At 71.9% G+C, this 22,353-nt stretch carries 19 protein-coding genes; 4 read left to right on the top strand and 15 right to left on the bottom strand.

The features are described 5' to 3' along the window. Positions 1-250: 250 nt before the first annotated feature. The 3 genes from ACWCXH_RS37525 to ACWCXH_RS37515 form a co-directional block, all read right to left on the bottom strand. Positions 251-1,192, bottom strand: coding sequence for an alpha/beta hydrolase (locus ACWCXH_RS37525; protein WP_449805988.1), 942 nt, complete (start codon positions 1,190-1,192; stop codon positions 251-253). A 181-nt stretch (positions 1,193-1,373) separates the two neighbouring features. Further along, positions 1,374-1,970, bottom strand: a complete 597-nt coding sequence (locus tag ACWCXH_RS37520) for an NADPH-dependent F420 reductase (protein WP_449805987.1) — start codon at positions 1,968-1,970, stop codon at positions 1,374-1,376. 62 nt (positions 1,971-2,032) lie between these two features. Beyond that, positions 2,033-2,851, bottom strand: coding sequence for a 3'(2'),5'-bisphosphate nucleotidase CysQ (locus tag ACWCXH_RS37515; RefSeq protein ID WP_449805986.1), 819 nt, complete (start codon positions 2,849-2,851; stop codon positions 2,033-2,035). A gap of 139 nt (positions 2,852-2,990) precedes the next feature. Between ACWCXH_RS37515 and ACWCXH_RS37510 the strand changes: the two genes are divergently transcribed. After that, complete coding sequence (locus ACWCXH_RS37510) at positions 2,991-3,899, top strand: LysR family transcriptional regulator (protein ID WP_449805985.1); 909 nt, start codon at positions 2,991-2,993, stop codon at positions 3,897-3,899. A gap of 296 nt (positions 3,900-4,195) precedes the next feature. Here the strand turns inward: ACWCXH_RS37510 and ACWCXH_RS37505 are convergent, their stop codons facing one another. After that, a complete protein-coding gene (locus ACWCXH_RS37505) occupies positions 4,196-5,305 on the bottom strand; it encodes an FAD-dependent oxidoreductase (RefSeq protein ID WP_449805984.1) in 1,110 nt (369 codons plus the stop codon). Between the two features lie 126 nt (positions 5,306-5,431). On the opposite strand from ACWCXH_RS37505, the gene ACWCXH_RS37500 reads away from it, so the two are divergent. Further along, the gene (locus ACWCXH_RS37500) at positions 5,432-6,025 is read left to right on the top strand and encodes a TetR/AcrR family transcriptional regulator (RefSeq protein ID WP_449805983.1); all 594 of its coding nucleotides are present in this window, start codon (positions 5,432-5,434) and stop codon (positions 6,023-6,025) included. A 557-nt stretch (positions 6,026-6,582) separates the two neighbouring features. On the opposite strand, the gene ACWCXH_RS37495 is transcribed toward ACWCXH_RS37500, so the two are convergent. Beyond that, positions 6,583-6,813 carry a recombinase family protein gene (locus ACWCXH_RS37495; protein WP_449805982.1) on the bottom strand — a complete coding sequence of 77 codons (231 nt, stop codon included), beginning with the start codon at positions 6,811-6,813 and terminating at the stop codon, positions 6,583-6,585. A gap of 92 nt (positions 6,814-6,905) precedes the next feature. Between ACWCXH_RS37495 and ACWCXH_RS37490 the strand changes: the two genes are divergently transcribed. Then, a complete protein-coding gene (locus ACWCXH_RS37490; protein ID WP_449805981.1) occupies positions 6,906-10,298 on the top strand; it encodes a BTAD domain-containing putative transcriptional regulator in 3,393 nt (1,130 codons plus the stop codon). A gap of 25 nt (positions 10,299-10,323) precedes the next feature. Here ACWCXH_RS37490 and ACWCXH_RS37485 read toward each other — a convergent pair whose 3' ends face one another. From ACWCXH_RS37485 to ltrA, 9 genes are all read right to left on the bottom strand, one after another. Then, the gene (locus ACWCXH_RS37485) at positions 10,324-11,238 is read right to left on the bottom strand and encodes a TIGR03619 family F420-dependent LLM class oxidoreductase (RefSeq protein ID WP_449805980.1); all 915 of its coding nucleotides are present in this window, start codon (positions 11,236-11,238) and stop codon (positions 10,324-10,326) included. 59 nt (positions 11,239-11,297) lie between these two features. Continuing rightward, positions 11,298-11,984 (bottom strand): hemerythrin domain-containing protein, encoded by a 687-nt coding sequence (locus ACWCXH_RS37480; protein ID WP_449805979.1) that lies wholly within the window; start codon positions 11,982-11,984, stop codon positions 11,298-11,300. Positions 11,985-12,061: 77 nt separating this feature from the next. Further along, positions 12,062-12,808 carry a hypothetical protein gene (locus ACWCXH_RS37475; protein WP_449805978.1) on the bottom strand — a complete coding sequence of 249 codons (747 nt, stop codon included), beginning with the start codon at positions 12,806-12,808 and terminating at the stop codon, positions 12,062-12,064. Between the two features lie 52 nt (positions 12,809-12,860). Continuing rightward, a complete protein-coding gene (locus ACWCXH_RS37470; RefSeq protein WP_449805977.1) occupies positions 12,861-13,715 on the bottom strand; it encodes a hypothetical protein in 855 nt (284 codons plus the stop codon). 506 nt (positions 13,716-14,221) lie between these two features. Further along, on the bottom strand, positions 14,222-14,581 hold the full coding sequence (locus tag ACWCXH_RS37465; RefSeq protein WP_449805976.1) for a hypothetical protein: 360 nt from the start codon (positions 14,579-14,581) through the stop codon (positions 14,222-14,224). A gap of 150 nt (positions 14,582-14,731) precedes the next feature. After that, complete coding sequence (locus ACWCXH_RS37460) at positions 14,732-14,923, bottom strand: hypothetical protein (RefSeq protein ID WP_449805989.1); 192 nt, start codon at positions 14,921-14,923, stop codon at positions 14,732-14,734. A 444-nt stretch (positions 14,924-15,367) separates the two neighbouring features. Then, a complete protein-coding gene (locus tag ACWCXH_RS37455) occupies positions 15,368-15,934 on the bottom strand; it encodes a hypothetical protein (protein WP_449805975.1) in 567 nt (188 codons plus the stop codon). 379 nt (positions 15,935-16,313) lie between these two features. Then, positions 16,314-16,916 carry a hypothetical protein gene (locus ACWCXH_RS37450; protein WP_449805974.1) on the bottom strand — a complete coding sequence of 201 codons (603 nt, stop codon included), beginning with the start codon at positions 16,914-16,916 and terminating at the stop codon, positions 16,314-16,316. A 504-nt stretch (positions 16,917-17,420) separates the two neighbouring features. Further along, the gene (ltrA, locus tag ACWCXH_RS37445) at positions 17,421-18,788 is read right to left on the bottom strand and encodes a group II intron reverse transcriptase/maturase (RefSeq protein ID WP_449805973.1); all 1,368 of its coding nucleotides are present in this window, start codon (positions 18,786-18,788) and stop codon (positions 17,421-17,423) included. A gap of 1,056 nt (positions 18,789-19,844) precedes the next feature. Between ltrA and ACWCXH_RS37440 the strand changes: the two genes are divergently transcribed. Beyond that, a complete protein-coding gene (locus ACWCXH_RS37440; RefSeq protein ID WP_449805972.1) occupies positions 19,845-20,297 on the top strand; it encodes a hypothetical protein in 453 nt (150 codons plus the stop codon). A 152-nt stretch (positions 20,298-20,449) separates the two neighbouring features. Here the strand turns inward: ACWCXH_RS37440 and ACWCXH_RS37435 are convergent, their stop codons facing one another. Next, on the bottom strand, positions 20,450-21,427 hold the full coding sequence (locus ACWCXH_RS37435) for a transposase family protein (protein WP_449805971.1): 978 nt from the start codon (positions 21,425-21,427) through the stop codon (positions 20,450-20,452). Between the last annotated feature and the right edge of the window lie 926 nt (positions 21,428-22,353).

Below are 22,353 nucleotides of genomic sequence, written 5' to 3'. Positions count from 1 at the left end.
CGCTGGTCATGGTGGAGACGCCTCAGCCAGACCCGGGCCCGCCTCAGCCACTACAAACGCCGAGGCCACACCCCATAACTGTGATTGCAGTACTAGTTGTGGACGCGAGCTGTCAGGCGGGCTTTGTGGGCGTGGGCGTGGGCCAGGTCCGCCTGGAGCGAGGCCCTCGATCTCACCGGTGCGCCCCGCGAAGGCACGCCGTCGTAGCTCACCCAGCCGCTGGCTGATGGTCTTCACAACGGTGGGCAGGTCAGTTGTTGAACGCCGTGGCCACGGCATCTCCGAGCTGATTCAGGACGTCCCGTGAGAGTTGCACCGACCCGGTGAACGAGAAGAAAGCGTGGGTGGCACCCTTGATCGGCAGGTGCGTGACCGGCACGTCGGCGTCGGCGAGCTTCTGCGCGTAGCGGTCGCCCTGGTCCCGGAGCGGATCGTGTTCGGCGGTGACGATGACGGCGGGAGGCAGCCCGGCCAGCTCGTCGGAGCGCGCCGGCGAGACGCGCAGGTCGGTGCCTTCGTCGGGCGTGTTGAGGTAGAGGCCCCAGAACCATTCGAGCCAGCTGCGGCTCAGCAACGGTCCGGCCATGTTCTCGTACATGGAGGGGCTGTCGTCGAACCGGTCGACCGCCGGGTACGCCAGTACCTGCAGTGCGATGTGAGGTCCCCCGCGCCGCTGCGCTTCCTGCACGAGGGCCGCGGCGAGGTTGCCGCCGGCGCTCTCGCCGAACACCGCGATGCTCTGCCCGTCGCCGCCGAAACTTCCGGCGTTGGCCGCGACCCATGTCAGGGCGGCGTAGGCGTCTTCGATCCCCGCCGGGAAGCGGTGTTCGGGCGCGAGTCGGTAGTCGACGGAGACCACGATCGTGCCGGAGCGGTTGGCCATGATGCGGGCGATGTGGTCCTGGCTGTCCAGGTCTCCGAGGACCCAGCCGCCCCCGTGGAAGAAGACTGTTACGGGCCGCGGCCCGGAGCGCGGGAGGGTGGTGGGGGCGTAGATGCGGATGGGGACCTCGAGGCCTTCGGCGGTGGCCACTGCGTCGTGCACGCTGCCGACGGGCTCGACGTCGCCCGCGAGGGTGGAGAAGCTGCTCACGAGGTTGCGGTTCTCCGCGACCGTTCGACTCTCCGGTGCCGGTTCGCCTCCTTCGGCCAACTGCTTGAGCAGGGTGTCGATCTGGGGGTCGAGGGACATGATGAGGACCTTCCTGGAGTTGGCGTAGCGACACGGATGGGAATGACTGTTCCGATCTCTACAAGTCGCAGGAGTGGAGCAGCGGCAGCGTGATGCCGTCCGGCGCTGAATCGCCGGCCCTGGCTGCGCTGTCGTATCCGTTCTGGATCTGGGCCTGCCGGCGGCGGTGCGCTGCGTACGGTCAGCGGGCGATCGAGATCGCGAAGGGCGCGAATCCGCTGGACCGAATCACGTGCGGGACGAAGAGGATCGCGGCCTCGGTGGCGCGGGCGGTCCGGATCCCGCCGAGGTCGGTGATCCACTCCTTGTGCCAGCCGAGGTCGGTGAGGAGTTCGCGGACGGCCTGCTTGGCCTGCGGGTCCTCGCCGGAGAGGAACGCGGTCGGTGTCTGGGTGAGCGTGGCCGGCGTGGTCATCACTGGGAAGAGCATGGTGTTGAGTGTCTTGACGACGTGTGTTTCGGGGAGGGCTTCCTGGAGTTGCTCGGCGAGGCTCGAGCCGGGGTAGATCAGGTCGGCGGGCAGTCCGTCCGGTCCGTCGATGGTGGCGTTGGAGACATCGACGAGGATCTTGTCGCGCAGTTCGTCGCGCAGGGCGGCGAGCCGGTCCAGGGAGCCGGCGCCCGGGGTGGCGTTGATGACGATCCGGGCTGTTCGGGCGGCGTCGGCGGCGGCGCCCGGCGCGCGGTCCGCCACGGTCACCTCATGTCCTGCCCGGGTGAGGGCGGTGGCCAGGTTGCCGCCGACGCGGCCGTTTCCGAGAACGGCGATCGTGGTCATGATGATCTGGTCCTTCCGTGCGTGCGGGTTGTGGTGCAGAGTCAGCGTGTTGTGGTGCAGAGTCAGCGTGAAAGCGTGGCGGCGGCCTCGGCGTGGACGCCGGGCGCGGCGGCCAGGAAGCTTTCGCTCTGCGGGGTCCAGGGGCGGCCCTCGGCGTCGGAGATCCGTCCGCCGGCCTCGGTGACGAGGAGCGCGCCGGGCAGCAGGTCCGCGCGGGCGCCGGCGAACTGCCAGAAGGCGTCGAGCCGGCCGGCGGCCACGTTCAGCAGGTGCAGGGTCGCGGGCACGGCGACGCGGACGACGAGTGCGTCGAAGAGCATCGCGGTGATCGAGGAGCCGACGCGCCGCACGACCTTCTCGTCCTCGTCGGGCCGGGCCTGGCTGGTGGCCACGATGCTCAGGCCGAGGTCCGCGGTCCGGGAGACGTGCAGTGGCCGGCCGTCGAGGTGGGCGCCCGCGCCGGTGAGCGCGGTGTAGGTCTCGCCGGTCAACGGCAGGTGGACCACGGTGAGCACCGGCTGGTTGTCGCGCACGAGGGTGGCGGTCACCGCCCACTCCGGCAGGGCGTGCAGGTGGTTGACGTTGCCTTCGGCCGGATCCACGACCCACCACTCGCCGGGCGGCAGCGCCCCGCCGTCCAGCTCGTCCTCCACCCAGCCGGCGTCCGGGCGCAGGCTCGTGAGGCGGGGGCGCAGGATGTCGAGGGCGGTGGCGTCGTTGGCGGCGAGCGCGCTCATCAGCTCTTCGCGGGTCCGGTAGGGGACCACCTCGCCGTACCGCTCGCGCAGTGCCGAACCGGCCTCACGCACGGCGGCCGCGGTCCGGTCGAGCAGGTCGGCGTCCAAGGAGGCGACGTCAGTGGTCTGAAGCGTTTCGGACATGGTGGTACTCCCGTCTGAGGAGGGGTGCTGAGGCCGGTCGAGGGCCGAACTGCGCGCTACTTCCCGCGCTTTCGCCTCAACGGTAGACAGCCCGGTAATTAACTTCAAATGCATGTCAAGCACGGATAGGATTACTCACATGCAATTGGATTTGAACCTGCTCGCCGCGCTCGACGCGCTGCTGGAGGAGGGCAGTGTGGCCGGGGCGGCGGCGCGCCTGCATGTCACCGCCCCCGCGATGAGCCGGAGTCTGGGCCGGATCCGGCGCACGACCGGGGATCAGATCCTGGTGCGCACCGGCCGCACGATGACCCCGACGCCGTATGCGATCGCGGTGCGGGAGCAGGTGCACGAGCTGCTGCACCAGGTCCAGGGGGTGCTGGCACCGAGCCGTGAACTCGATCTGGCAACGCTGGAACGCACTTTCACACTCCGCTGGCACGATTCCCTGGTCGCCTTGAGCGGCCCCGCACTGCTCGCGGCCGTGCGCGAACAGGCGCCGGGCGTGCGCTTGCGCTTCGTCGCGGAATCGAGCGTCGACACCCCCGAGTTGCGGCGTGGTGAGGTCGATCTGGAGGCGAACGCCAACCGGCCGAGCGCACCGGACGTCCGCGCCGAGAACGTGGGCGAGACCCGCCTCGTCATCGTCGTGAGGCAGGGACACCCCCTCACCCGTGTCAGGACTGTCACCGCCGAGCGCTACGCCGCCGCTGAGCACGTCACCGTCTCGCGACGTGGAAACCTCAGCAATGCCCTCGACGACGCCCTCGCTCGGCTCGGCCTCACCCGCCGCGTGGTGGCGACCGCGCCCACGGAAGCGGCCGCGTTGGAGTTCGCGCGCGGCTCCGATCTCCTGATCACCGTCCCCGAAGCCACCACGCGGTCAGCGGTCGCCGACCTCGGCCTGGTCGTGCTCCCCCTACCGCTCGAACTGCCGTCGGCACCGGTGTACCTGTCGTGGCATCAGCGCTACGACACCGACCACGCCCACGCCTGGCTGCGCGGGCTGGCGCGAACCGCGCTGGCCACGGGCGGAGCGTCGTCGTAGTCGGCGCCGTCCGGTCGCTTCACCGGTACGTCCACGCGACCACCTCGATGCCGCACGGTCGGCCGCTGTGCGGACCCGCATCGGATCACCAGGCCCCGACGGTAGGCGGACACGACCGAGCTGAACGGGGCCGCGAAGCCCGAGCTTGCCGAGAAGGCAGGACACGAACGTCTCGACAGCCTCCTGGCCACCTACCCCCATGCTGCGCCGTCCATGGGGCGGCCGGAGCGACGCCTGCGGCTCACGATCGCGGATCTGTTTGCCCTGCTCAGTCAGTCGGTCGGATACAAGTCGCTTCAGGAGGCCGTCGCGGGAACGAGGTTGTCGAGTCCCTTCGCACTCCCCGTCGCGGCCTCGATCGAGCGCGGCAGCATGATGTTCTCGTAGGCGCGGACGGCGTCGTCGACGCTGGACTCGGTGACCAGTGCGTGGGCGAGGTCGGCGCCGTCGAGCATGGCGAGGTTGGCGCCCAGCCCGACGGGTGGCATCAGGTGCGCGGCGTCGCCGAGCAGCGTGACGCCGGGAACGTGTTCCCAGGTGTGCGGGGCGGGCAGGACGAACAGGGACCGGTGGATGAACCCGTGGTCGCTGTTGCGCAGGATGTAGCGCAGGCTCTCGTCCCAGTCGTCGAACAACCTCAACAGATATGTCCGCACGGCCCGCTGGTCGCCGAGGTCGATACCGGCGGCCTCATGCCAGTCCTTGGGCGCGCGGAGGGCGATGTAGGCGCGGATGTGGCCGTTGCTGTTGCGCTGGGCGACCAAGGTCCTGCCGGCGCCCTTCGCCAGCATCGATCCGTTGCCGACCAGCCGCGCGAGGTCGGGATGGCGGGTGTCGCAGTCGTCGAATCCGGCCTCGACGAAGGTGACACCGGTGTAGTCGGGTACGGCGGGTGACAGGGCCGGGCGGACGCGTGACCAGGCGCCGTCGGCACCGACCACCAGGTCGAAGTCCTCGGCGGTGCCGTCGCCGAAGAGCAGCCGGCAGGTGCCGTCCGCCAGCGGGGTGACGCCGGTGACGGCGCGGTCCCACCGCACCGTGTCCTCGGTGAGCGAGTCCAGGAGCAGGCCGCGCAGTTGGCCTCGGTCGATCTCCGGCCGGCCTCCGTCGGTGGAGGGCCCCTGCTGCGCCAGGAGGGAGGCGGTGGCGAAGTCGAGCACGCGCCACTCGTCTCCTTCGGGGCGGGCGAGGGCGTGGAATCGGTCGAGGAGCCCCGCCGCACCGAGCGCGGCCTGGCCGGTGTCGGGATGCATGTCGAGGGTGCCGCCCTGCGGGCGGGCGTCGGCGGATGCCTCGCGTTCGAAGACGGTGACGGAGCGGCCGTGCTGCTGGAGGACTCGGGCGCAGGTGAGGCCGCCGAGGCCGGCGCCGACGATCGCGATGCGGGGATCACGGGCAGAGTTCATGGAAGTGTCCCTCGGGAGGTGGGTCAGCCGCCGGGAGACCCGGCGCATCACCAAGAAACCACACTCGCCCAATAAGTGCAATGACTTCACTTTCACAGTAAATGCACTTTGCGGTACGGTGGGCGAGTGACCGAACCGACCGGGCGCCGCGAGCGCAAGAAGGCCCAGACCCGCCAGTCCCTGGCCGACGCCGCACTCGAGCTCTTCCTCGAACGCGGCTACGACCAGGTCGGCGTCAAAGACGTCGCCGACCACGCCGACGTCTCGGTGACCACCCTGTTCAAACACTTCTCCGGCAAGGAAGCCCTGGTCTTCGATCAGGACGACGAACTGGAAGCAGAACTCGTCGCCGCCGTGCGCGAACGCCCCCCGGGCCAGTCGATCCCGCAGGCGCTGCGCGAGCACCTCCTGCTGAAGCAGACCCAGCTCGCTGTCCATGCCACCGACCCGCGGTTCGCCGACTTCACGCGCCTGGTACAGGAGACCCCCGCCCTGCGCGACTACGCGCACCGCATGTGGACGCGCCACGAAGCGGCCCTGGCCAGGGCCGTCGCCGAGGCGGTCGGTGCGCCCGAGGATGACGTCAGCTGCGCCGCCCTGGCCCGTTTCGCCCTTGAGGCCCGCAGCCTCATCCTGCGGCACGCCGAACCGCGCCGAGCCGCCGACGAGGCCTTCGCGCTGCTCGAACACGGCTGGGCAGCCTCCCATCCGGGCAACTGACCGGGCTGCCAGGCCCCCGCTGTGCGCGGTGGCGGCGCGCACGCCCGGGACCCTCGGTGAGGCCCTCCGCGAGGCGTCGTCCCTCGACACCCTGTCGGCCGGCATCGGGTAAGAACGACCGGCAAAGGTATCGGCCGCGGGGGGAGGATGCAGAGCAGGCACGGCTCCACGTGATCATGGTGTCTCTACGCTCAGTGATCACGAAGGACGGCCGTGCCCGCGCTGCCGTCTGCCAAGCAGGACACTCACTAAAGCCGCATATAGCGACAAGGCTACCTAAACACGCTCGGGAAGCATCCGAGGTCCTTCCGTTCCAATGTCCGCTCTCTCGCCCTACGGGAGCCCTCGGCGTTTTTTGGCCTGCTTGACCAGGTCAGCCAGGTGATCGGCCCAGGCCGAGTTCAGCGTTTTGCCTCCCGGCGCCGACGGAGAGGCGTACGGGATCACATAGGTGGTCGTCGCGGTTTTTGCCCGTTCATCGGCACTCAGCATCGGCGCGCAGAGGTCCGGGCACGGAGCCCGGTCGGTGTACAGCTCGATGACCTTGCCGTCCGCCTTCAGCTGATCGAGGACCCCGCCGGGACGATCCGCTCGGCCCGCGCGGCCAGCTGCGCGGCGAACAGATCCGGGCGCTCGCCCATCTCCTTCGACCCCGAGACCCCCTCGTCCTTGTACGTGCCGACGTGGTCCCAGCCCTTGCCGGCAATGTGACGGCCGTTCTTGCGGACCTGACCGGCAATGCCGTAGCCCTGCTTCTGCTCCTCTGTGCTCACCCGCAGGTAGTCCACGGCCCGGAGGGCACGTGGCGCGCTAACGCGGGCGGCAGTGCTGATGACACTGCGTCTGCGTAGCCGTCCCGTCCACCTATGATGTCCTCGTCATGATCGTATGGAAGGTGCTCGGCTCGTTCCGGGTCGAGGTCGACGGCCGCCCGGTCGACGCCGGTGGTCGGCTCGCCCGCATGGTGCTCGTCCAACTGCTGCTCGCCCGTGGAGCCGTCGTGCCCACGGAGCGGATCATCGAGCGGCTGTGGCCGACCCATGCCCCGTCGAGTGCGCAGGGGTCGCTCCACGCCTACATCGCGCGTCTGCGGCGCGTCCTCGAACCGAACCGGGCACCGCGCACGCCCGCGCGGCTGCTGGTCAGCGCGCCCTACGGCTACGCCCTCGCCGTCGAGCAGGACGCGGTGGACGCCTGGGCGTTCGAGAGCCGGGTGGCGGCCTGTTCGGAGGCGGGGTTGCCCGCCCGGGTCGCCGCCGAGGGCCTGGCCGAGGCGCTCGCCTCCTGGGGCGGGCAGCCGTACGCGGAGTTCTCCGACGAGCCGTGGACGGCCGGTGAACGCGCTCGGCTCGAGGAGGTGCACCGCACCGCCCGCGAACGGCTGGCCGCGGCTCGACTGGGCTGCGGGCAGGTCGCCCAGGCCCTCGACGACGCGGGCACGCTGACCCGGGAGCAGCCGTTGCACGAGGAGGGCTGGCGGCTGCTGGCCCTGGCCCTGTGGGCCCGGGACCGCCAGGGGGAGGCCCTGGCCGCACTGCGCCGGGCCCGCCACGTCCTCGGCGAGGAACTCGGCATCGAACCCGGGCCCGCGCTGCTGGAACTGGAACAGGCCCTGCTGCACCAGCGCCTGGACGTCCTCCACCGGGCGACCGGGGCGCCCGCCACACCCGCGACGGCTCGGACGACCGAAGCACACGCCGAGACAACCCGCACTGAGATGGTGAAGGTCGACCGCCGGACGCCCACCGTGCTCACCCCCGGCCGCCTCCTGGGCCGTGACGAGGAGCTGTCCCGGCTCGCCGCCGCGGCGGACCGCTCCCGGGGCGGCCTGGCCCAGGTGGTCCTGGTCAGCGGCGAGGCCGGCATCGGCAAGTCGAGCCTCCTGGAGGCCGCCGTCCGCCAACTGCCGCACCAGGGCTGGCTGGTCGGCACCGGGAACTGCCCGGAGACCGACGGCGCCCCGCCCGGCCGGGCCTGGTTCGACATGCTGCCCACCCTGGCGCAGGCCTCGCCGCCCGGCCCGTACGCCGAGGAGCTCGCCCCGCTGCTGGCGCCGGGCACCACGCGCGACGCCGAGCACCCGGACGGCAGCCCCGCCCGGCGCTTCCGCCTGCACCGGGCGCTGCTGGGCTGGCTCCGTGGGACGGCCGGGCGGCGGCCCCTGGCGATCGTGCTGGACGACCTGCACCGGGGCGACCAGGAGAGCATCGAGCTGTTCCTGCTCTGCGCCGAGCAGTTGCGGGACGTCCCGCTGCTCCTGGTGGGCTCGTACCGCACCGGCGAGGGGGACCTGACCGGGGCACTGGCCCGCCTGGCCGCCTGTTCGCCCGTCCGGCTGGCGATCGGCGGACTGTCGGACGCCCAGGCGAAGGAGCTGCTGCGGCGCGGCGCGGCCGGCATGAGCGAGCACGCCGCGGCGGCGCTGGCCGAACGGGCCGGGGGCAACCCCTTCTACCTGCACGAGAGTTCGCTGCTGATGGCCGGTGAGGGCGAGCAGCAGGCGCTGGCCCGCGTGCCGCAGGGGGTCCAGGACGTCCTGCGGCGGCGCCTCGCCCTGCTCGCGCCGACCGTCACGGCCGGGTTGCGGCTGGCGGCCGTGGCCGGACGCGAGGCCGCGGTGGCCCTCCTGGTCCACGCCGCCGACTGCGATGCCGAGCAGCTGCTCGACGCCCTGGACGCCGGTGTCACCGCCGGGCTGCTCACCGAGCCCCGCCCGGGCACGGTCCGCTTCACCCACGCCCTCGTACGGGACGCCTTGGAGGACGACCTCACCCGGCTGCGCCTGGCCCGGATGCATTCCCGCCTGGGCCGGAGCCTGATCGCGCTCGGCTCGGACGATGTCGCCGCCACGGCCCACCACCTCCTGCAGGCGGCCACGGTGATGACCGCCGACGCCGGGCCCGCGGTCCACCACGCCCAACTGGCGGGCGAACAGGCGGTGCGCCGCTACGCCCCCCGCAACGCCGAGGCCCTGCTGACCTCGGCGCTCGGCCTCCTCGCCGACCATCCGGCCGCCTTCGCCGACCAGGACGCCGCCCTGCTGCGGGTGTCGCTGCTGGGACAGCTGGTGGACTGCCGGGTCCGGATGGGGGCCGTGGTACCGGCCCGCGAGGCGCAGCAGCAGGCCGTCCTGGTGGCCCGTGCCGAGGGCCGGGACGACCTGCTGACCGCCGCCTACACGACGTGGACCGAACCGACGCCCTGGCGCGTGCGCGCGTACGCGAGCTCCGACACCGAGGCCGTCGCGGAGCTCAGGACGCTGCTGGAGAGCCCGGCCGCATCCGACCGGCAGCGGTGCCTGCTCCTCGACCAGCTGGCCGACGCGCTCGACGACATCGACCCCGGCGCCGTGGCCGTCTCCCGCGAGGCCGTGGAACTCGCCCGCAGGGTGGGCGAGCCCCGGCTGCGGGGCCTGACGCTCACCTCGCTGCTGCGCCGGGTCGACGGCGAACTCGAACCCGCCGCCTACGCGGAACTCCACCGGGAACTGGCCGAGGTGGCCGCCTCCCAGGACAGCCCCGAGTACGCCTGGATGACGTCCTACATCGCCGCCCGGATCGCCGCCGCCCGCAACGACCCGGCCGAGATGGAGCGGTGCCTGGTCCAGGCGGACGGGATCGCCCGCACCTACGAGCTCCAGGGCGCGTTCGCGGTGGCGAGGCTGCGGGAGCCCATGCTCGCCATGGCCCGGGGCCGTTTCGAGGAGGCCGAGCAGGCGCTGGGGGCGGGGGTGGCGGAGCTGCGCGCCCGGGGAGCGGTGGACCTCGACGGGCTGGCGGCGCTGGCCGTCGGGTGCATCCGGCTGCAGCAGGGCCGGCTGGCCGAGGTGCTGCCGATGCTGCTCGCGGTGTGGGAGCAGTACCAGCCGGTCAACGAGTCCCTCACCGCGCTCGCGCTGCTGGCCGCCGGCCGGCCCGACGAGGCCCGGGAGGTGTTCGGCCGGCGCGCGCCGCTGCGGCGTGACTTCGCCTTCCTCATCCTGACCGGGCTGCGCGGCGCGGCCGCCATCGCCCTGGAGGACCGGGCGGCGGCCGCCGAGGTGTACCGGGACCTGCTCCCCCTGGAGGCGTCCCCGGGCGGGGCGAGCAGCCTCAGCATCGTCTTCCGGCCCGTCGCGCAGACCTTGGGCGACCTCGCCCGGTTCCTGGACCGCCCCGACCGGGCCCGGTGCCACTACCTCGAAGCCGCACGGGTGGCGGCCGCCTGGGACTCCCCGCTGTGGGCGGACGCCGCACGGACGGCCCTGGACGGGCTGCCGGCGACGCCCGCGTAGCGGCAACCGTCACGGTCCGGAACTGTCACGGTCCGGTCAGCTCGGCCATGAAGGCCGCGGCCAGGTCGAGGAACTCCTCCGGCGAATCGGTCGTCAGCTGCAGGTCCACCAGCACCTCGTCCCCCGCCGACCCGCACATCACCCTGAGGTGGTCGCAGATCTGGCGCACCGTCCCGCGCTGGTGGATCTCCGCGGGATCCGCCTCCACCGCGGTGACGTCGGGGTTCACCCGGAACACCCGGCGCAGGCCCGCCGGGTCCCGCCCCGCCCGCTCGGCGGCCTCGACGGCGACCGCCCAGAGACCGTCGAGGTAGGGCACCGGCATCGAGGCCGCGAGCCAGCCGTCCGCCCGCCGGCCGACCCGCTCCAGGGCCGGCGGGGTGAAGCCGCCCAGCAGGACCGGCGGCCTCGGGCCCTGGTGGGGCTTGGGGAGCACGGTCGACTCGGGGACGCTCCACAGCCGGCCGGTGTGGACGACCGGATCACCGGACCACACGGCGTCCAGGACGTCGAGGGTCTCCTCCAGCCGGGCGCCGCGGCCCTGCCAGGGCACCCCGGTGGCCTGGTACTCCTCCCGCATCCAGCCCAGCCCGATGCCCACGTCCAGCCGCCCCCGGCTGATCAGGTCGAGCGTCGTCAGCGCCCGGGCGAGCACCAGGGGCGGCTGCCACAGGGCGTTGAGCGTGCTGCTGCCCAGCCGCACCCGCTCCGTGACCGAGGCCGCCAGGCCCAGGGCGAGCAGCGGGTCGAGGTGGGTGCCGTACCGGACGGGCATCGGCCCCCCGCTCGCGTAGCCGTCCGGGGGCGTGAGCGGCGACAGGAGCCGGTCGCCCACCCAGAGGCTGTGGCAGCCCAGCGCTTCCAGCGCCTTACACATCGCGGCGCTGCGGTCGGGGTCGGCGAACGGGCCGAACTGGGGCACGGAGAATCCGATGCGCATCGGTGGGAGTTCCTCGGTCGGGACGGCGGGGGTGGGACCGGAAGGGGTGGGACGGCCCATCAGGCGGTGGTGCGCCGGCCGCGGATCCGGTCGGTCTCGCGGCGGTACTGCCGCTGCCCGAAGAGCCGCCACAGCACCCGGGCCGGCAGGGGCAGCCGGGCGAAGAACTCCCGGCGCTCCTCGGGCGAGCTGTCCTCCAGGATGGCGCCCAGGGCGATCATCAGCCGGTTCTTGGGCGTCTCGGCGAGGCCCCGCTCCCCCACCGCCTGCCACTGCTTCTCGTTCACGTGAAGCGCGACCAGCGGCATGACCTCCCGCTCCTCCTCGTCGAGATGGGCGCACAGCTGCCGGTGGTGCCGGTGCAGGGCCGCGACGAGCTCGTCACGGTCCTCGGTCAGGGCGCGGGACTCCCACCGCTCCACGAGCCCCCGGACCTCCTCGATCCCGTCGCTGAGCCCGTGGTGCTGCGCCTCCATCGCCAGGACCTGCTCGGCGTCGAGGTCCAGGTGGGGCAGCAGCACCGGCCAGAGCATCTCGTCCTCGCCGGTGTGGTGGGCGTGCAGGCCGACGGCGTACTGCCGCCAGTGCTCGGCGAGGATCCGGGAACGCTCGGTGTCGCCGGGGCGCACCTCCTGGACGAGTTCGGCCAGCAGGCGCGACTCGCGTCGGAACACCTGGTGGATCATCGCCATTTCGCGGGTGTAGTGGTGGACGGTGGTGGCATCGGAGGAGTTGCTCGAAGTCATGCCACCAGTCTTCGGAGCCCGGTTGCACCGCACTTGCACCTGACTTGCCGCGCACCGGCACCCGCGATACGGGCTGCTCAGGCCGGCGGCAGCGCCCGGGCGAGGTCCTCGGCCTCGCGCAACTGCTCGACGCCCAGCCGCCGGAGGTCCCGGAGCAGCAGGGCGGCGTCGGTGACGGCCTCGCCCCGCGCCGGGGCGGCCGCCGGCAGCGGGAGGCCGAGGACCGCGGCCAGGTCCGCCGCGGGCACGGCCAGCACGGTGGCGAGGTCGGCGACCAGGTCCGGGGTCAACTCGGCCTCGCCGGAGGCGATCCGGCCGTAGACGGTGGCCATCCGGGAACGGCCGGTCAGCAGCTGGACGACCTTCGCCGTGCCGTTCCAGCCGAGGTTGCGGGTGGCGACCATCCGCATCAGCAGGTTCCCGGGCGTGTGCCGGTCCGGCAGGACGGCGGGCAGGCCCTCGATCCGCCCGCGGTGCCGTGCGGACGGCAACTCGGCGACGCCGGCGCGGAGTTCGGCCCGGGACGCGGGCGGCAGCGCGAGGACGAGCCGCACCACACCGGTGATCGAGGTGGTGGCCATGCCACCGGCCGGGGCGAGGTCCTCCGGCAGCGGGAGGGCGGCGCACTCGAAGAGGTCGGCGGCGTCCAGGCCGAGGGCGGGCGCGAGCCGGCGCAGCAGCGCGGGTTCGGGCGCGGCGCCGGCGAGGACCGCGGCCACCTCGGGCTCAGCGGCCTCCGCCCGCCGGGCCAGCTCGGCGGACGCCAGGCCCCGGTGGTCCAGCAGACGGGCCAGCAGGACGGCGAAGCCGGGGAGCTCGATCACGGCCGCCAGCTTAGGCCCCGTCCGGCCGAGACGCCCCGCCGGTGCAGGCGGGTCACTCGGCAGCGCCCCCTCCCTCCGCCCCGTCCGGGGGCAGCACCAGGGCGGGGTTGACGCCGAGCACCCGCGCCAGGTCGGCCAGGATGCGCCGGGCGTCGAAGGTGCCGGTCCGCGTGGCGAAGGTGGCGATCTCGGCTGCGAGGTGCTCCGCTAGGCCGGGGAGCAGCTCGATCGCGTTCGCGGTGTTCTCGGCATCGTCGTCGCGGGAGAAGAACCGGTGAAAGGGCAGCGTGTCCTTGAAATCCTCGCGCAGCATGGTCTGGTACGCGTCCTCGTCGAAGGTCCAGTCACGGAACCGGAAGCGGTCCTCGGTGAGCTTGGCGACCGAGTAGAGCAGGTCGTCGAGACGGGTGGCTTCGGCTACCGCGCGGCCGGACGGGGTGCGCACGTGCAGGTCCTGGTAGCCGCTCCACTTGGTTGCCGCCAGGCCGAGGCGGTCGTTCGGGGTCCGGGTGAAGCCGGCCTCGACGGACGGCCGCAGGCGGGTGCCGCCGACCCACGTGCCGCCGTCGGCGAGCAGACCGGTGACGGCCTCCGCGACGTCCTGCTCCGACCGCCAGTCCAGCAGCCAGGAGTCCTTGTCCATCACCACGTCGAACCGCTCGCCGGGGTGGGCTTTGAGGTACTCGTCGTACGTCAGCGCGTGGTAGTCGACGGTGAGCACCGGCCCGCCCGGGCCCTCGACGGTGACCGTGGCCACCGCGCCGTCGGCCTTCTTGGCCGTGGCGACGGTGTGGCCCGGCCCGGCGTAGGAACCCAGCGAGCGCTCCAGCGCCTCGACGACCACCGTCAGGTGGGCCTGGCGGGTCTCCGCGTTGAGGCCCTTCGGATCGACCCCGACCAGGGTCATCTCGGTGGCACGGGTGGTGAAGAGCGGGTGCTCGATGTCGGAGTTGGCGCCGAGGTAGAGCAGCGAGCGCCCTTGCGGCCCCTTTCCCGCCGCGGTCAGCCGGTTGAGGGCGACCGTGGTCTGGTACTTGGGCGTCAGCGTGAGCCCGACGGCCCAGCGGCCGAGCGCCCGCTCGTCGACCCAGGAGGGGTGCTCGCCGATGGCGGTGGCGGCGTGCTCGGGGCGGGGGCCGTTGCCGAACAGGTACGTCTGGGTCTCCTCGTCGACTCCGTGCCGCCTGGCGGCCTCCAGGGCGTCGTGGTCCTGCGGGGAGAGGTTCCACTCTGCCTGTCCTCGACGGTTCGGAGGTCGCTGACGCTAGGCGGGCCCTCTTGGCGGCAACTTGCACGTGGATTGCAGGGCGCGCCGCGCACCGCCAGGGATGGGGACACCCGGACGGTGCGCGGCGCGGTTGCACCGGCGACGGGGGCTCACCGGCGGTCCTCAGGTGCGGCCGTGGCGGCGGGTCACCAGCGGTAGTAGCCCGCCGACCAGGTGTTCCCGGTGGTCGAGACGCCGGTGCCGGTCGCGTCGTCGAAGGAGAAGGAGCCGATGACGGCGCCGCCGGCCTGGTGGAGGACGACGATGTCCTTGCTCCAGCCGCTGACGCCGATCGTGGCGCAGGTGCCCGGGTCCACGAGCCTGGTGGCGAAGTGCCGGTCGGGGAACTCCGCGTAGGACGAGTAGTAGCCGTCGGAGCAGAGGGTGAACTGCCCCGGCGTCGCGGCCTGGGCCGCACCGGCCGGGGCGAGGGCGGTCGCGAGGGCGGCGGCGCCCAGGGCGGCGGCAGTGGCGAGGCGGCGCGGGATCGTTCCGTGCGGGCTCATCGAGGTCTCCCGGAGGGGTCGTCGGATCATCTGACCCCGTGAGGTAACCGCGCGCCGGCCAGTCCCGTCACCGGCCCGGGGCGCGCGGTGTCCCTCGGGCCACCGGTCGCTGCCCCGGGGACCCTCGACGGCCCGCGCGCCGCCGCCCGGTCACCCGGCCGGGGCGCCCGCGGCGGCCAGCGCCGGGGCCAGCCCGGCGGGCGAGCCGGCGCCGAGCTTGGCGAGCGCCCTGGCCAGCCCGGACTCCGCCGCTTCCGGGTCGACGCCGAGCCGCTCGGCGATCCCGGCGGTGCCGAGCCCGGCCGCGGCCAGCCGGGCGATCCGGACCTCCTGCCCGGTCAGCGGCCGTCCTTCAGCCCGAGGGATACCGGCGTCGTTCTGTCACGGTTGATCAATATCGCGGACACGGACCCGGCCGCTACGAGATCCTGGAACTGAGTCCGTGCCACATCAACGAGAACCGGATAGTGGGGGAAATCCCCTATCGAACCCTCTCAGAGGATCGAAGGCGCACCGGCTCGGGTCAGCCGCCACAGCGTCCAGGAGAGAGGCTTGCGCTCGTCGTGTCCGCCGCGCAGCTCTCGCGTAGGCCGACGGACCAGGTGGCGATCCGCGCGCAGCACTGACTGCCAGGCTGGGGCTCGTCACGGGCAGCAGCTTGTCGCCGATCGCCAAGACCGACCCCCATCACCGATTCGCTCGTTCGAGCGAATCGGTGATGGGGTCGTCTGTCACATCTGGGCCGGGTAGCGGGTCAGCGGAGTGGACGCCTGGCGGCAGCGCCCGTCAGTAGGTGATGACCAGGCGGGCCCCGGGCTTGTCGATGACGTACCCGCCGCTGGTCTGGTTGTCGGGCGTCCCGGCGGGGTGGAGGGTGATGGTGGACCGGGCGTCCCGTGCCTTGTCCCACAGGCGGATCTGGTCGCACATGCGGTCGGCGAGGTGCTGGCCGGCCGGGCCGTGGCCGGTGGCGCCGAGCTCGAAGCGGATGGAGCCTTCGATCTCGCAGTGGGTCAGGGTGAGGTAGGCGAGGGAGTTGCCCTCGGCCAGGGCGGGGCTGCGGTTGGGGATGGCGGGCTTGAACAGGCCGTTGTCGATGGCGGCGCGGTCGGCGGCGATGCGGCAGGTGGCCGGGTCGGTGGCGGTCAGCCGTAGGCAGACGCCGTCGAAGGATTCGTCGCCACGGATGGTCACGCCGGAGGCCACCGCGGTCTTCGGCTGGTCGAGGACGCCGTGCAGGGCGGCGGGGTCGATCGGCTGGTCGGTGTCGTAGTGAAGGGTGACCAGGCCGTCGGCGTCGATGGCGGCGGCGCCGCCTCGCCGGACCTGCGGCGCGCTCTGACAGCGGCTCACAGCGGCCCGGGACGGCCATGGAGAACGCTACCCGCTGCGGGTCCGCCACCCCCGCCGCCCACGGCTGTCCTGGCGCCGCCTCGGGCCCGCAGGGTGCCGAGCGTGGAGACCGCCGGCTCCGGCGCCGGGCGCAGCCGGGCCGGCGGTGGGGTGTGGGCGGCGGCGAGGTACTGGGGGATGACGGCGGTGAGGCCGGCGGCGACCTCCGGGAGGAGCGGGTCCTCGCCGTGGTGTCCAGGAGGGCCTGGGCGGGGTGGAACGCGGTCTCCGTGACGGCGGACCGGGGGGTGGGGATGTGGCGCGGGAGCAGCCTGGCGATGGCGGTGGCCTGGGGTCGGTTTCGGGTTCTCAACGCTTTCGGCGGCTCTCGCCCAGCAGTCTAGGAGTCGGGGTCGCCGGGCGGTTCCTCGAAGTCGCCGATCATTGCTGGGTCGTCGGGCGAGTTCGACTGTGGCCAAGGGGTGGCTCCCGTGACACCCAGGTCAGCACGCATTGCCTCTCTGGTGGCGCGTATCAGGGGCCAGAGCGCTTGTTGTGCCTCGGCGGCGGATCGTAGGGTTTCGCCGCTCCTGGGGTTTCCCTGTTCGATGCGCTTGCTCTGCCCGTACACCCGGGTCAGTGCATCGTTCAGCTCGTTGGCCGGTCCGATGACCGTGTCGGGGGCGACCATCAGGGTCTCGGACCAGTGGTCCCGATGGGCGTCCTTGGCTCTTTCCAGCGCCTGGATGTCATCCTCCCCGGCTGCGCGATCCCGCAGGACGTACAGGTGGCGGCTCAGCGCTGTGGCGAATTGCCGGGCATCCCGGTGGAGTTCGGTGTAGCACCGTCGCCGCAGTTCGCGGTTTTCGCGGGCCTCCTGGATGGCGTGGCCCATCTCGAGCTCGCGCTTCTTCGCGCGGCTGGCGCCCCGCTGGGTGAGCAACGCACCGCCCAGCGTGCCTGACACGCCGGTGATCGCAATCAGTACCGCCCCCAGGTCCATTGGATCACCATAGGGCTTTGTCTCTCGGACGGTGCCGGGCGGCCGACGCGGCCCAAGCGTTCGGCGGGGAGATGCCCCGGAAGCGCCCGCTCAGCCTGGCCGATGCGCTGTGCCGCAGTGGGGTGCGGCAAGGTCCGGCGCAAGCAGCGGGTGCAGCAGTTGGCTCGAGTGCAGCAACAGCAGCAGCGGGTGCAGCGGCCTCGGCCGCCGCTGCTTCGCGGGCCTTGGCCTTGGCGCGGTCGACCTTGCTGCGGCACGAGCGGGAGCAGTAGGTGCGCGGCCGCCCGGTGGGGCCCTTCGGCGCCGGGTTCGAGCAGCCGGGCCGCGCGCATACCCGGGCCTGGTCTGCCCCGTCGGCCGGCTGGTCGGTGGCGGCGTTCGGCGGGGCGCTGTCCATTGGTAGTTGGAGGCGCGGTGCTCTTGCGAGCCCGGTTCCTCCGTCCCCTTTCAATCCGTGCGTGCGGTTTTCCCGCACACGGCTTACCGATGATCTTCTTGACTGGGTTACGCGGTCTTCGGATAGCGGATCGTGCCGCGGAGGCGGTGCAGGCCGTGCCCGTTGAACCACTCTTCCGTCCACCGATCGAGCTGTCCCGCTCGCAGGTTGCGACCCCGTTTCCTCAGCATGAGTCCGCGGAGCCGCCAGACCACGTAGCGGTCGATCTGGATGAACTTCCGGGCAGCGTTCCCGGTTCGGAAGTAGGCGCCCCAGCCGCGCAGGATCGGATTCAAGTCCGCGATCACGTCGCGGATGTCCGTTCCCGTCCGACGGCGGTCGGTCCGTTCGTGGACCTTGGTCCGGAGTCGCTTCATCGCCGCCTGTGAGGGCCAGCGATGCAGGTAGAAGCGCCGCTTGCGGTACTTCTCCCACATCCGGCCCGAGAAACGGGCTCTGAAGTGGCAGCCGAGGAAGTCGAGTCCTTCCCGGCCCTCTCTGAGGTCGACCAGCTTCGTCTTGTCCGGGTGCAGCTCCAGCCCCAGTTCGCCGAGGATCTCCCCGACCGCTGCCAGGGCCGCCCTGGCGTTGTTCACCGACCGACACAAGACGACACCGTCGTCCGCGTATCGGACCAGTTCGCCGACACCGCGCTTCGCGAGCTCGGTGTCCAGGACGTGCAGGTAGATGTTGGCCAGCAGGGGTGAGATCACCCCGCCCTGGGGAGTCCCGGCGACCGTCCGCCTCAACTCCCCATCCACCATCACACCCGCCTGGAGCCACAGCCTCAGCAGCTTGAGCACCCTACGGTCCGATACCCGCCGACCGACCTCGGCGAGGAGCCGACCATGGTCGATCTCGCCGAAGAAGTTGCGGATGTCGAACTCCACCACGACGCAGCGACCCTCGATGAAGCCGGTCCGAAGACGCTCCATCGCCTGCAACGCCGACCGCTTCGGCCGGTATCCGTACGAGGACGGCAAAAAGTCCGCCTCGAACACCGGCTCCAGGACGATCTTCGCCGCCTGCTGGGCCACTCTGTCGCGCACCGTGGGGATACCCAGCGGCCGCTTGCCACCCTGTGGTTTCGGGATGTCCACGCGCCTGGCCGGCGCGGGACGGTACGTGCCTGAGCGGAGAGCTTGCTGGAGTTCGCCGAGCATCCGGCCCACCCCGTACTGGCTCTCCACGAACTCCAGGGTGACCCGATCCACCCCGGCGCTCCCTCTGTTAGCCCGGACCCGCTCCCACGCCTCCCACAGGACGTCACCCCTGTGGATACGGTCGTACAGGGCGTGGAAACGCCGCTCCGGAGACTGCTTGGCCGCAGCCCATAGCGCGCGTTGGAGTTTTCGCACTTTCAGGACGGACGCACGTCCGTCCACTACGACGGGGCTCGCCCCGCCGGGGTGGTTGACCGGTCTCTCTCCGGCCATGCCCTCGCGCTTACCTCCGCCACGAGCGTGATCAAAGTTGGGGCCCTTCCCTCCCGGCGCGTTGTGTTGCACGCCGATCAGCGGTACTACGACCCCATCGGACTCCCGCTGCCCTCCGGACGACTTCACCATCGGCTTATACGTCCGGTCTCTTGCCCGACGTCAGGCGTGGTCAGACGGGTCTCTCCTGTTCCGGCCCAGACTGTGCACACGTGCCGCCCTCCGTACCCCGGGAGAACCCCGAGGGCTGACCCCGGAACAGGGCCCTCAGGACATGGCCTTCGCCCTGATATGAGGGGCTCGGCTTCTCCGCTGTAGATCTGACGAGGCTGCAAGGTTCGCTTGATGCTACGGCCCGCGTGCTTGCTCCCCCCGAAGGGGCTTTTGACATCCCGCTCAGCCCGCCGCGTCTCCACGACGAACCGGGACCTGCTACCGGGCACTCCGGTGCCTACCCGGACGGGACTTCCACCCGTGAGCCTGGACCAGCTTTCAGGACGCAACATAGGCGGGATCGTAGCCGTCAAGGTCAGCGCCCCGGACGGGTTTCGCCCCGGCAGCCAGCAGCGGGGCGAAACCCGGCAGCCAGCTGCCGGGACAAGGGGAACAGCATGCAGCGCTGCACCGCGCTGCTCGGGTAGCAAGGTGCAGCGCTGCACGGGTAGCAGCCGGTTGCAGCGCCACCGCCGTGCAGCGCTGCAACCGGCGACCGTTCTGCAGGGCCACCGGACAGACGCGGGCCCGCATGCGACGGGGATCGCACATGCCCTGACCTGCGGCGGGGAGTTTCAGCGAGGCGGAACTCACCAGGCGCCGGGGCGGAACTCACCGGCGGCCGGCGTTCGCGGGACCGCCGGTCGCAGTACGCGGCTGGCGGCCGGACACTGGTGCGGCTGCGGCTGCGACTGCTCCACGGATCGCAGTCGCGTCCCTCAGCTGCGGTGGGGAGTTTGACGGGGTGAAACTCACCGGCCCTGCGAGTCGGAACTCACCGGGTGCTGAGGAGAACTCACCGGCCGGACGTGACCTTGATGGTGCTGATGAGGTTCACCGGTCATGACGAACATGAGCGTCCTGCCGGTGGCGGCGGAGCCGCCTGGCGAGGACGAGGACCAGGCGCAGCCGGAGCAGCAGCACGCGGTGAACGAGGTGCTCGCCGAGGCGGGCGAGGCGGGGCGCGTGGCGGCCGGGTGGGTACGCGGGCTCGCGGCCCGGCAGGCGGAGGAGCGGCACCGCACGGTGTTGGGGCGGGCCGCCGACGCCATCGAGCAGACCGCCGGCCGCGAGGTCGTCCCGGACGGCGACGGGCAGCTGGACGAGGAGCTGGCGTACCGGCAGCCCGTACGCGGAAGCACTCCCGGAGCTGGCGGTGGGCGAGCGGATCGCGCTGGTCGCGGTCTGCGCGCTGGCCGCGGCGATGCCCCGCACAGTCTTGGGCGAGTTGGAGCGCTGCCCGTTCTCGCCGCGACGATGGACGCTGCTGTCGAGGCCGGTGACCCGTCTCAGTGAAGTTTGACGGTTCTCAACGAAGTTTGACCGCGATGCTCGAAGCCGGCTCGCCCTCGATGAGAACCCCAACGCCTCGAGGACGAGGCCCCCTAACGACCTTGGGTGAAATTGGGGTCGGCGCATGGTGGCCTGGCGGTTCGGCTGGTGGGTGATCAGCAGACGGCGTCGCGGGCGAGGACCAGTTCGGTGCTCGCCCGGCGGCGGGTCGGGCGTCGTGCGGAGCGGTCGGAGACCAGCCCGGCGATGGCCAGGTGGGTTTCCGGGTAGTCCTCCCGACGTCCGGTGTACCGCTGGAGGGGCCGCCACTGCTTGTACTCGGCGTTGGCGTGTTCCACGCAGATCCGCGCCGAGGACTGGCGGCGGCGCATCTCGCGCCAGGCGCGCTTGTCTCCGTCGCAGGCGTCCTCGGCCGGCTTCTTCGGAGGGGCGCTGACCTGGCTGGGGAACTCGTTGGCCAGGCCCTGGTATCCGGAGTCGACCTCGGCGTTCACCTGCGGATACTGGCGGAACTGCTCCGCGATGCCCTCGGTGCGCAGGGCGGTCTGGTCGTGCATGCGGCCCGGTCGGACGACCCCGGAGAACAGGGTGCGGCCCTGGTGGTCGCTGAAGGTGGTGGTCTTGATCGTGTTCTGCTTCTTCTTGCCGGACACGAACGCCTTGCGGCCCGGCCGCCCCGCGCGCGGGCGTCGGACCTGTACCTCGGTGCCGTCGATCCGCAGGGCCACGCCTTCGGCATCGGCATAGGCGAACACGTCTTCCAAGGTTCGCAGCCTGATGTCGGGCCGGTCGGGCACGGCGAAGCCGCGGGTCGCGAGCAGGGGCCTGACCTGGCGGATCGCGACGGAGACCGTGGAGCGGTCCACCCGGTACAGCTCGGCCAGAGCGGCGTGCGGCAGGCCGAGCCGCAGGTGGACGAGGGTGACCAGCAGCCTGTCGACGAACTCCAGCTTCGGCTTGCGGCCGGCTCCCTCTGCCCGGTGCCGCTTGCCGCCCCGCTGCCGATCAAGCGCCGACTCACGCCGGGCCCCCCAACGCGGCGACAACTCTTCGAGCAACTCGCCGAAATGTGCGCGAGAGACCCCGGACAGGGCAGGATGGGAGCAGGCCGCACGGGCCCAGGTCAGCGTCACAACTCACCCAACCCGTGCGGCCCTTCTCACGTCACGGCCCCACCAGCACCAGGACTGTTCATCCCAAGGTCGTAAGGGCACCGACAGCGTCGGCGGCGCCGGGGCGAGGGTCACCGCGGACCTCCCTGTCACGCCCGACAGCACCCTGTTCGTCGAGGTCGGGACGGGCGGCGGCCTCGGCGGCGGCGCCTCGGACATCCGCACCTGCTCGGCGTCCTCCGTCAGCTGCGTGCTGACCGGTGACCCTGGGGGCGATGTTGGGTCGTTCCCTGCGCGTACGGGCCGGACGCGTGCTTCTCCCTGAGGGGTCCAGGCCTTCCCGTCCTGACGTCCCCGCCGGCTCCAGGACTTCCTCGACCGAGGGCGGCCGAGGACCGGCGCAGCCGTCGGCGCTGAGATCGATTCAGCTCACCCGGTACGGGCTCGCGCTATCCGTTCTTCCGAGCCCGTGCCGGTGCCTGCGATCCGGGGCTAGCTGGCGAGTTGGGCCTGGAAGACGGCGGGGTCGAAGTACGCCTTGGCGTCCTGGATGAGGCCGCCCCCGTCCAGTTCGCAGAAGTTGATGCCGGACCAGTTGACCGGCTTGCCGTTCAGGGCGACGGCGGCACCGCGCCAGGAGACGGCAACCTGGTTATCGACCGTGTGCGCCTCCAGGGCGAGGGTCTCGCTGCGGGCTGGGGCAGGCCATGACGCGGGTGGCGGGAAGGGCGGCGAGGGCGCGAGCGCGGGCGAGCTGGCGGTCGAGGTCGCCGACGAGGGTGGCGCTCAGTTGTACCGCGCCGCCACCCAGACCCTGTGGCTGGAGACCCCTCACCCCATGGGAACGCTGTCAGAGGGTGTTCTGTGAGCCTTCGCCGAGGTTCAGCTTGAATTGGCCTCGGGGGCGGCCGGTGCCGAGTTGGTGAGGGTGAACAGGCCGGGCTCGG

Source organism: Kitasatospora sp. NPDC001660 (assembly GCF_053596725.1).
Note: the sequence above shows the minus strand (reverse complement) of the source record. Positions and strands in the feature narration are given on the sequence as shown.

Bases quoted from the DNA above. Each gene is read 5' to 3' on its own strand.
- ACWCXH_RS37520 (WP_449805987.1), bottom strand. From the start codon at position 1,970: ATGACCACGATCGCCGTTCTCGGAAACGGCCGCGTCGGCGGCAACCTG.
- ACWCXH_RS37450 (WP_449805974.1), bottom strand. From the start codon at position 16,916: ATGGACCTGGGGGCGGTACTGATTGCGATCACCGGCGTGTCAGGCACG.
- ltrA (WP_449805973.1), bottom strand. From the start codon at position 18,788: ATGGCCGGAGAGAGACCGGTCAACCACCCCGGCGGGGCGAGCCCCGTC.
- ACWCXH_RS37480 (WP_449805979.1), bottom strand. From the start codon at position 11,984: ATGACTTCGAGCAACTCCTCCGATGCCACCACCGTCCACCACTACACC.
- ACWCXH_RS37465 (WP_449805976.1), bottom strand. From the start codon at position 14,581: ATGAGCCCGCACGGAACGATCCCGCGCCGCCTCGCCACTGCCGCCGCC.
- ACWCXH_RS37490 (WP_449805981.1), top strand. From the start codon at position 6,906: ATGATCGTATGGAAGGTGCTCGGCTCGTTCCGGGTCGAGGTCGACGGC.
- ACWCXH_RS37505 (WP_449805984.1), bottom strand. From the start codon at position 5,305: ATGAACTCTGCCCGTGATCCCCGCATCGCGATCGTCGGCGCCGGCCTC.
- ACWCXH_RS37485 (WP_449805980.1), bottom strand. From the start codon at position 11,238: ATGCGCATCGGATTCTCCGTGCCCCAGTTCGGCCCGTTCGCCGACCCC.
- ACWCXH_RS37470 (WP_449805977.1), bottom strand. From the start codon at position 13,715: ATGACCCTGGTCGGGGTCGATCCGAAGGGCCTCAACGCGGAGACCCGC.
- ACWCXH_RS37525 (WP_449805988.1), bottom strand. From the start codon at position 1,192: ATGTCCCTCGACCCCCAGATCGACACCCTGCTCAAGCAGTTGGCCGAA.
- ACWCXH_RS37510 (WP_449805985.1), top strand. From the start codon at position 2,991: ATGCAATTGGATTTGAACCTGCTCGCCGCGCTCGACGCGCTGCTGGAG.
- ACWCXH_RS37440 (WP_449805972.1), top strand. From the start codon at position 19,845: ATGACGAACATGAGCGTCCTGCCGGTGGCGGCGGAGCCGCCTGGCGAG.
- ACWCXH_RS37515 (WP_449805986.1), bottom strand. From the start codon at position 2,851: ATGTCCGAAACGCTTCAGACCACTGACGTCGCCTCCTTGGACGCCGAC.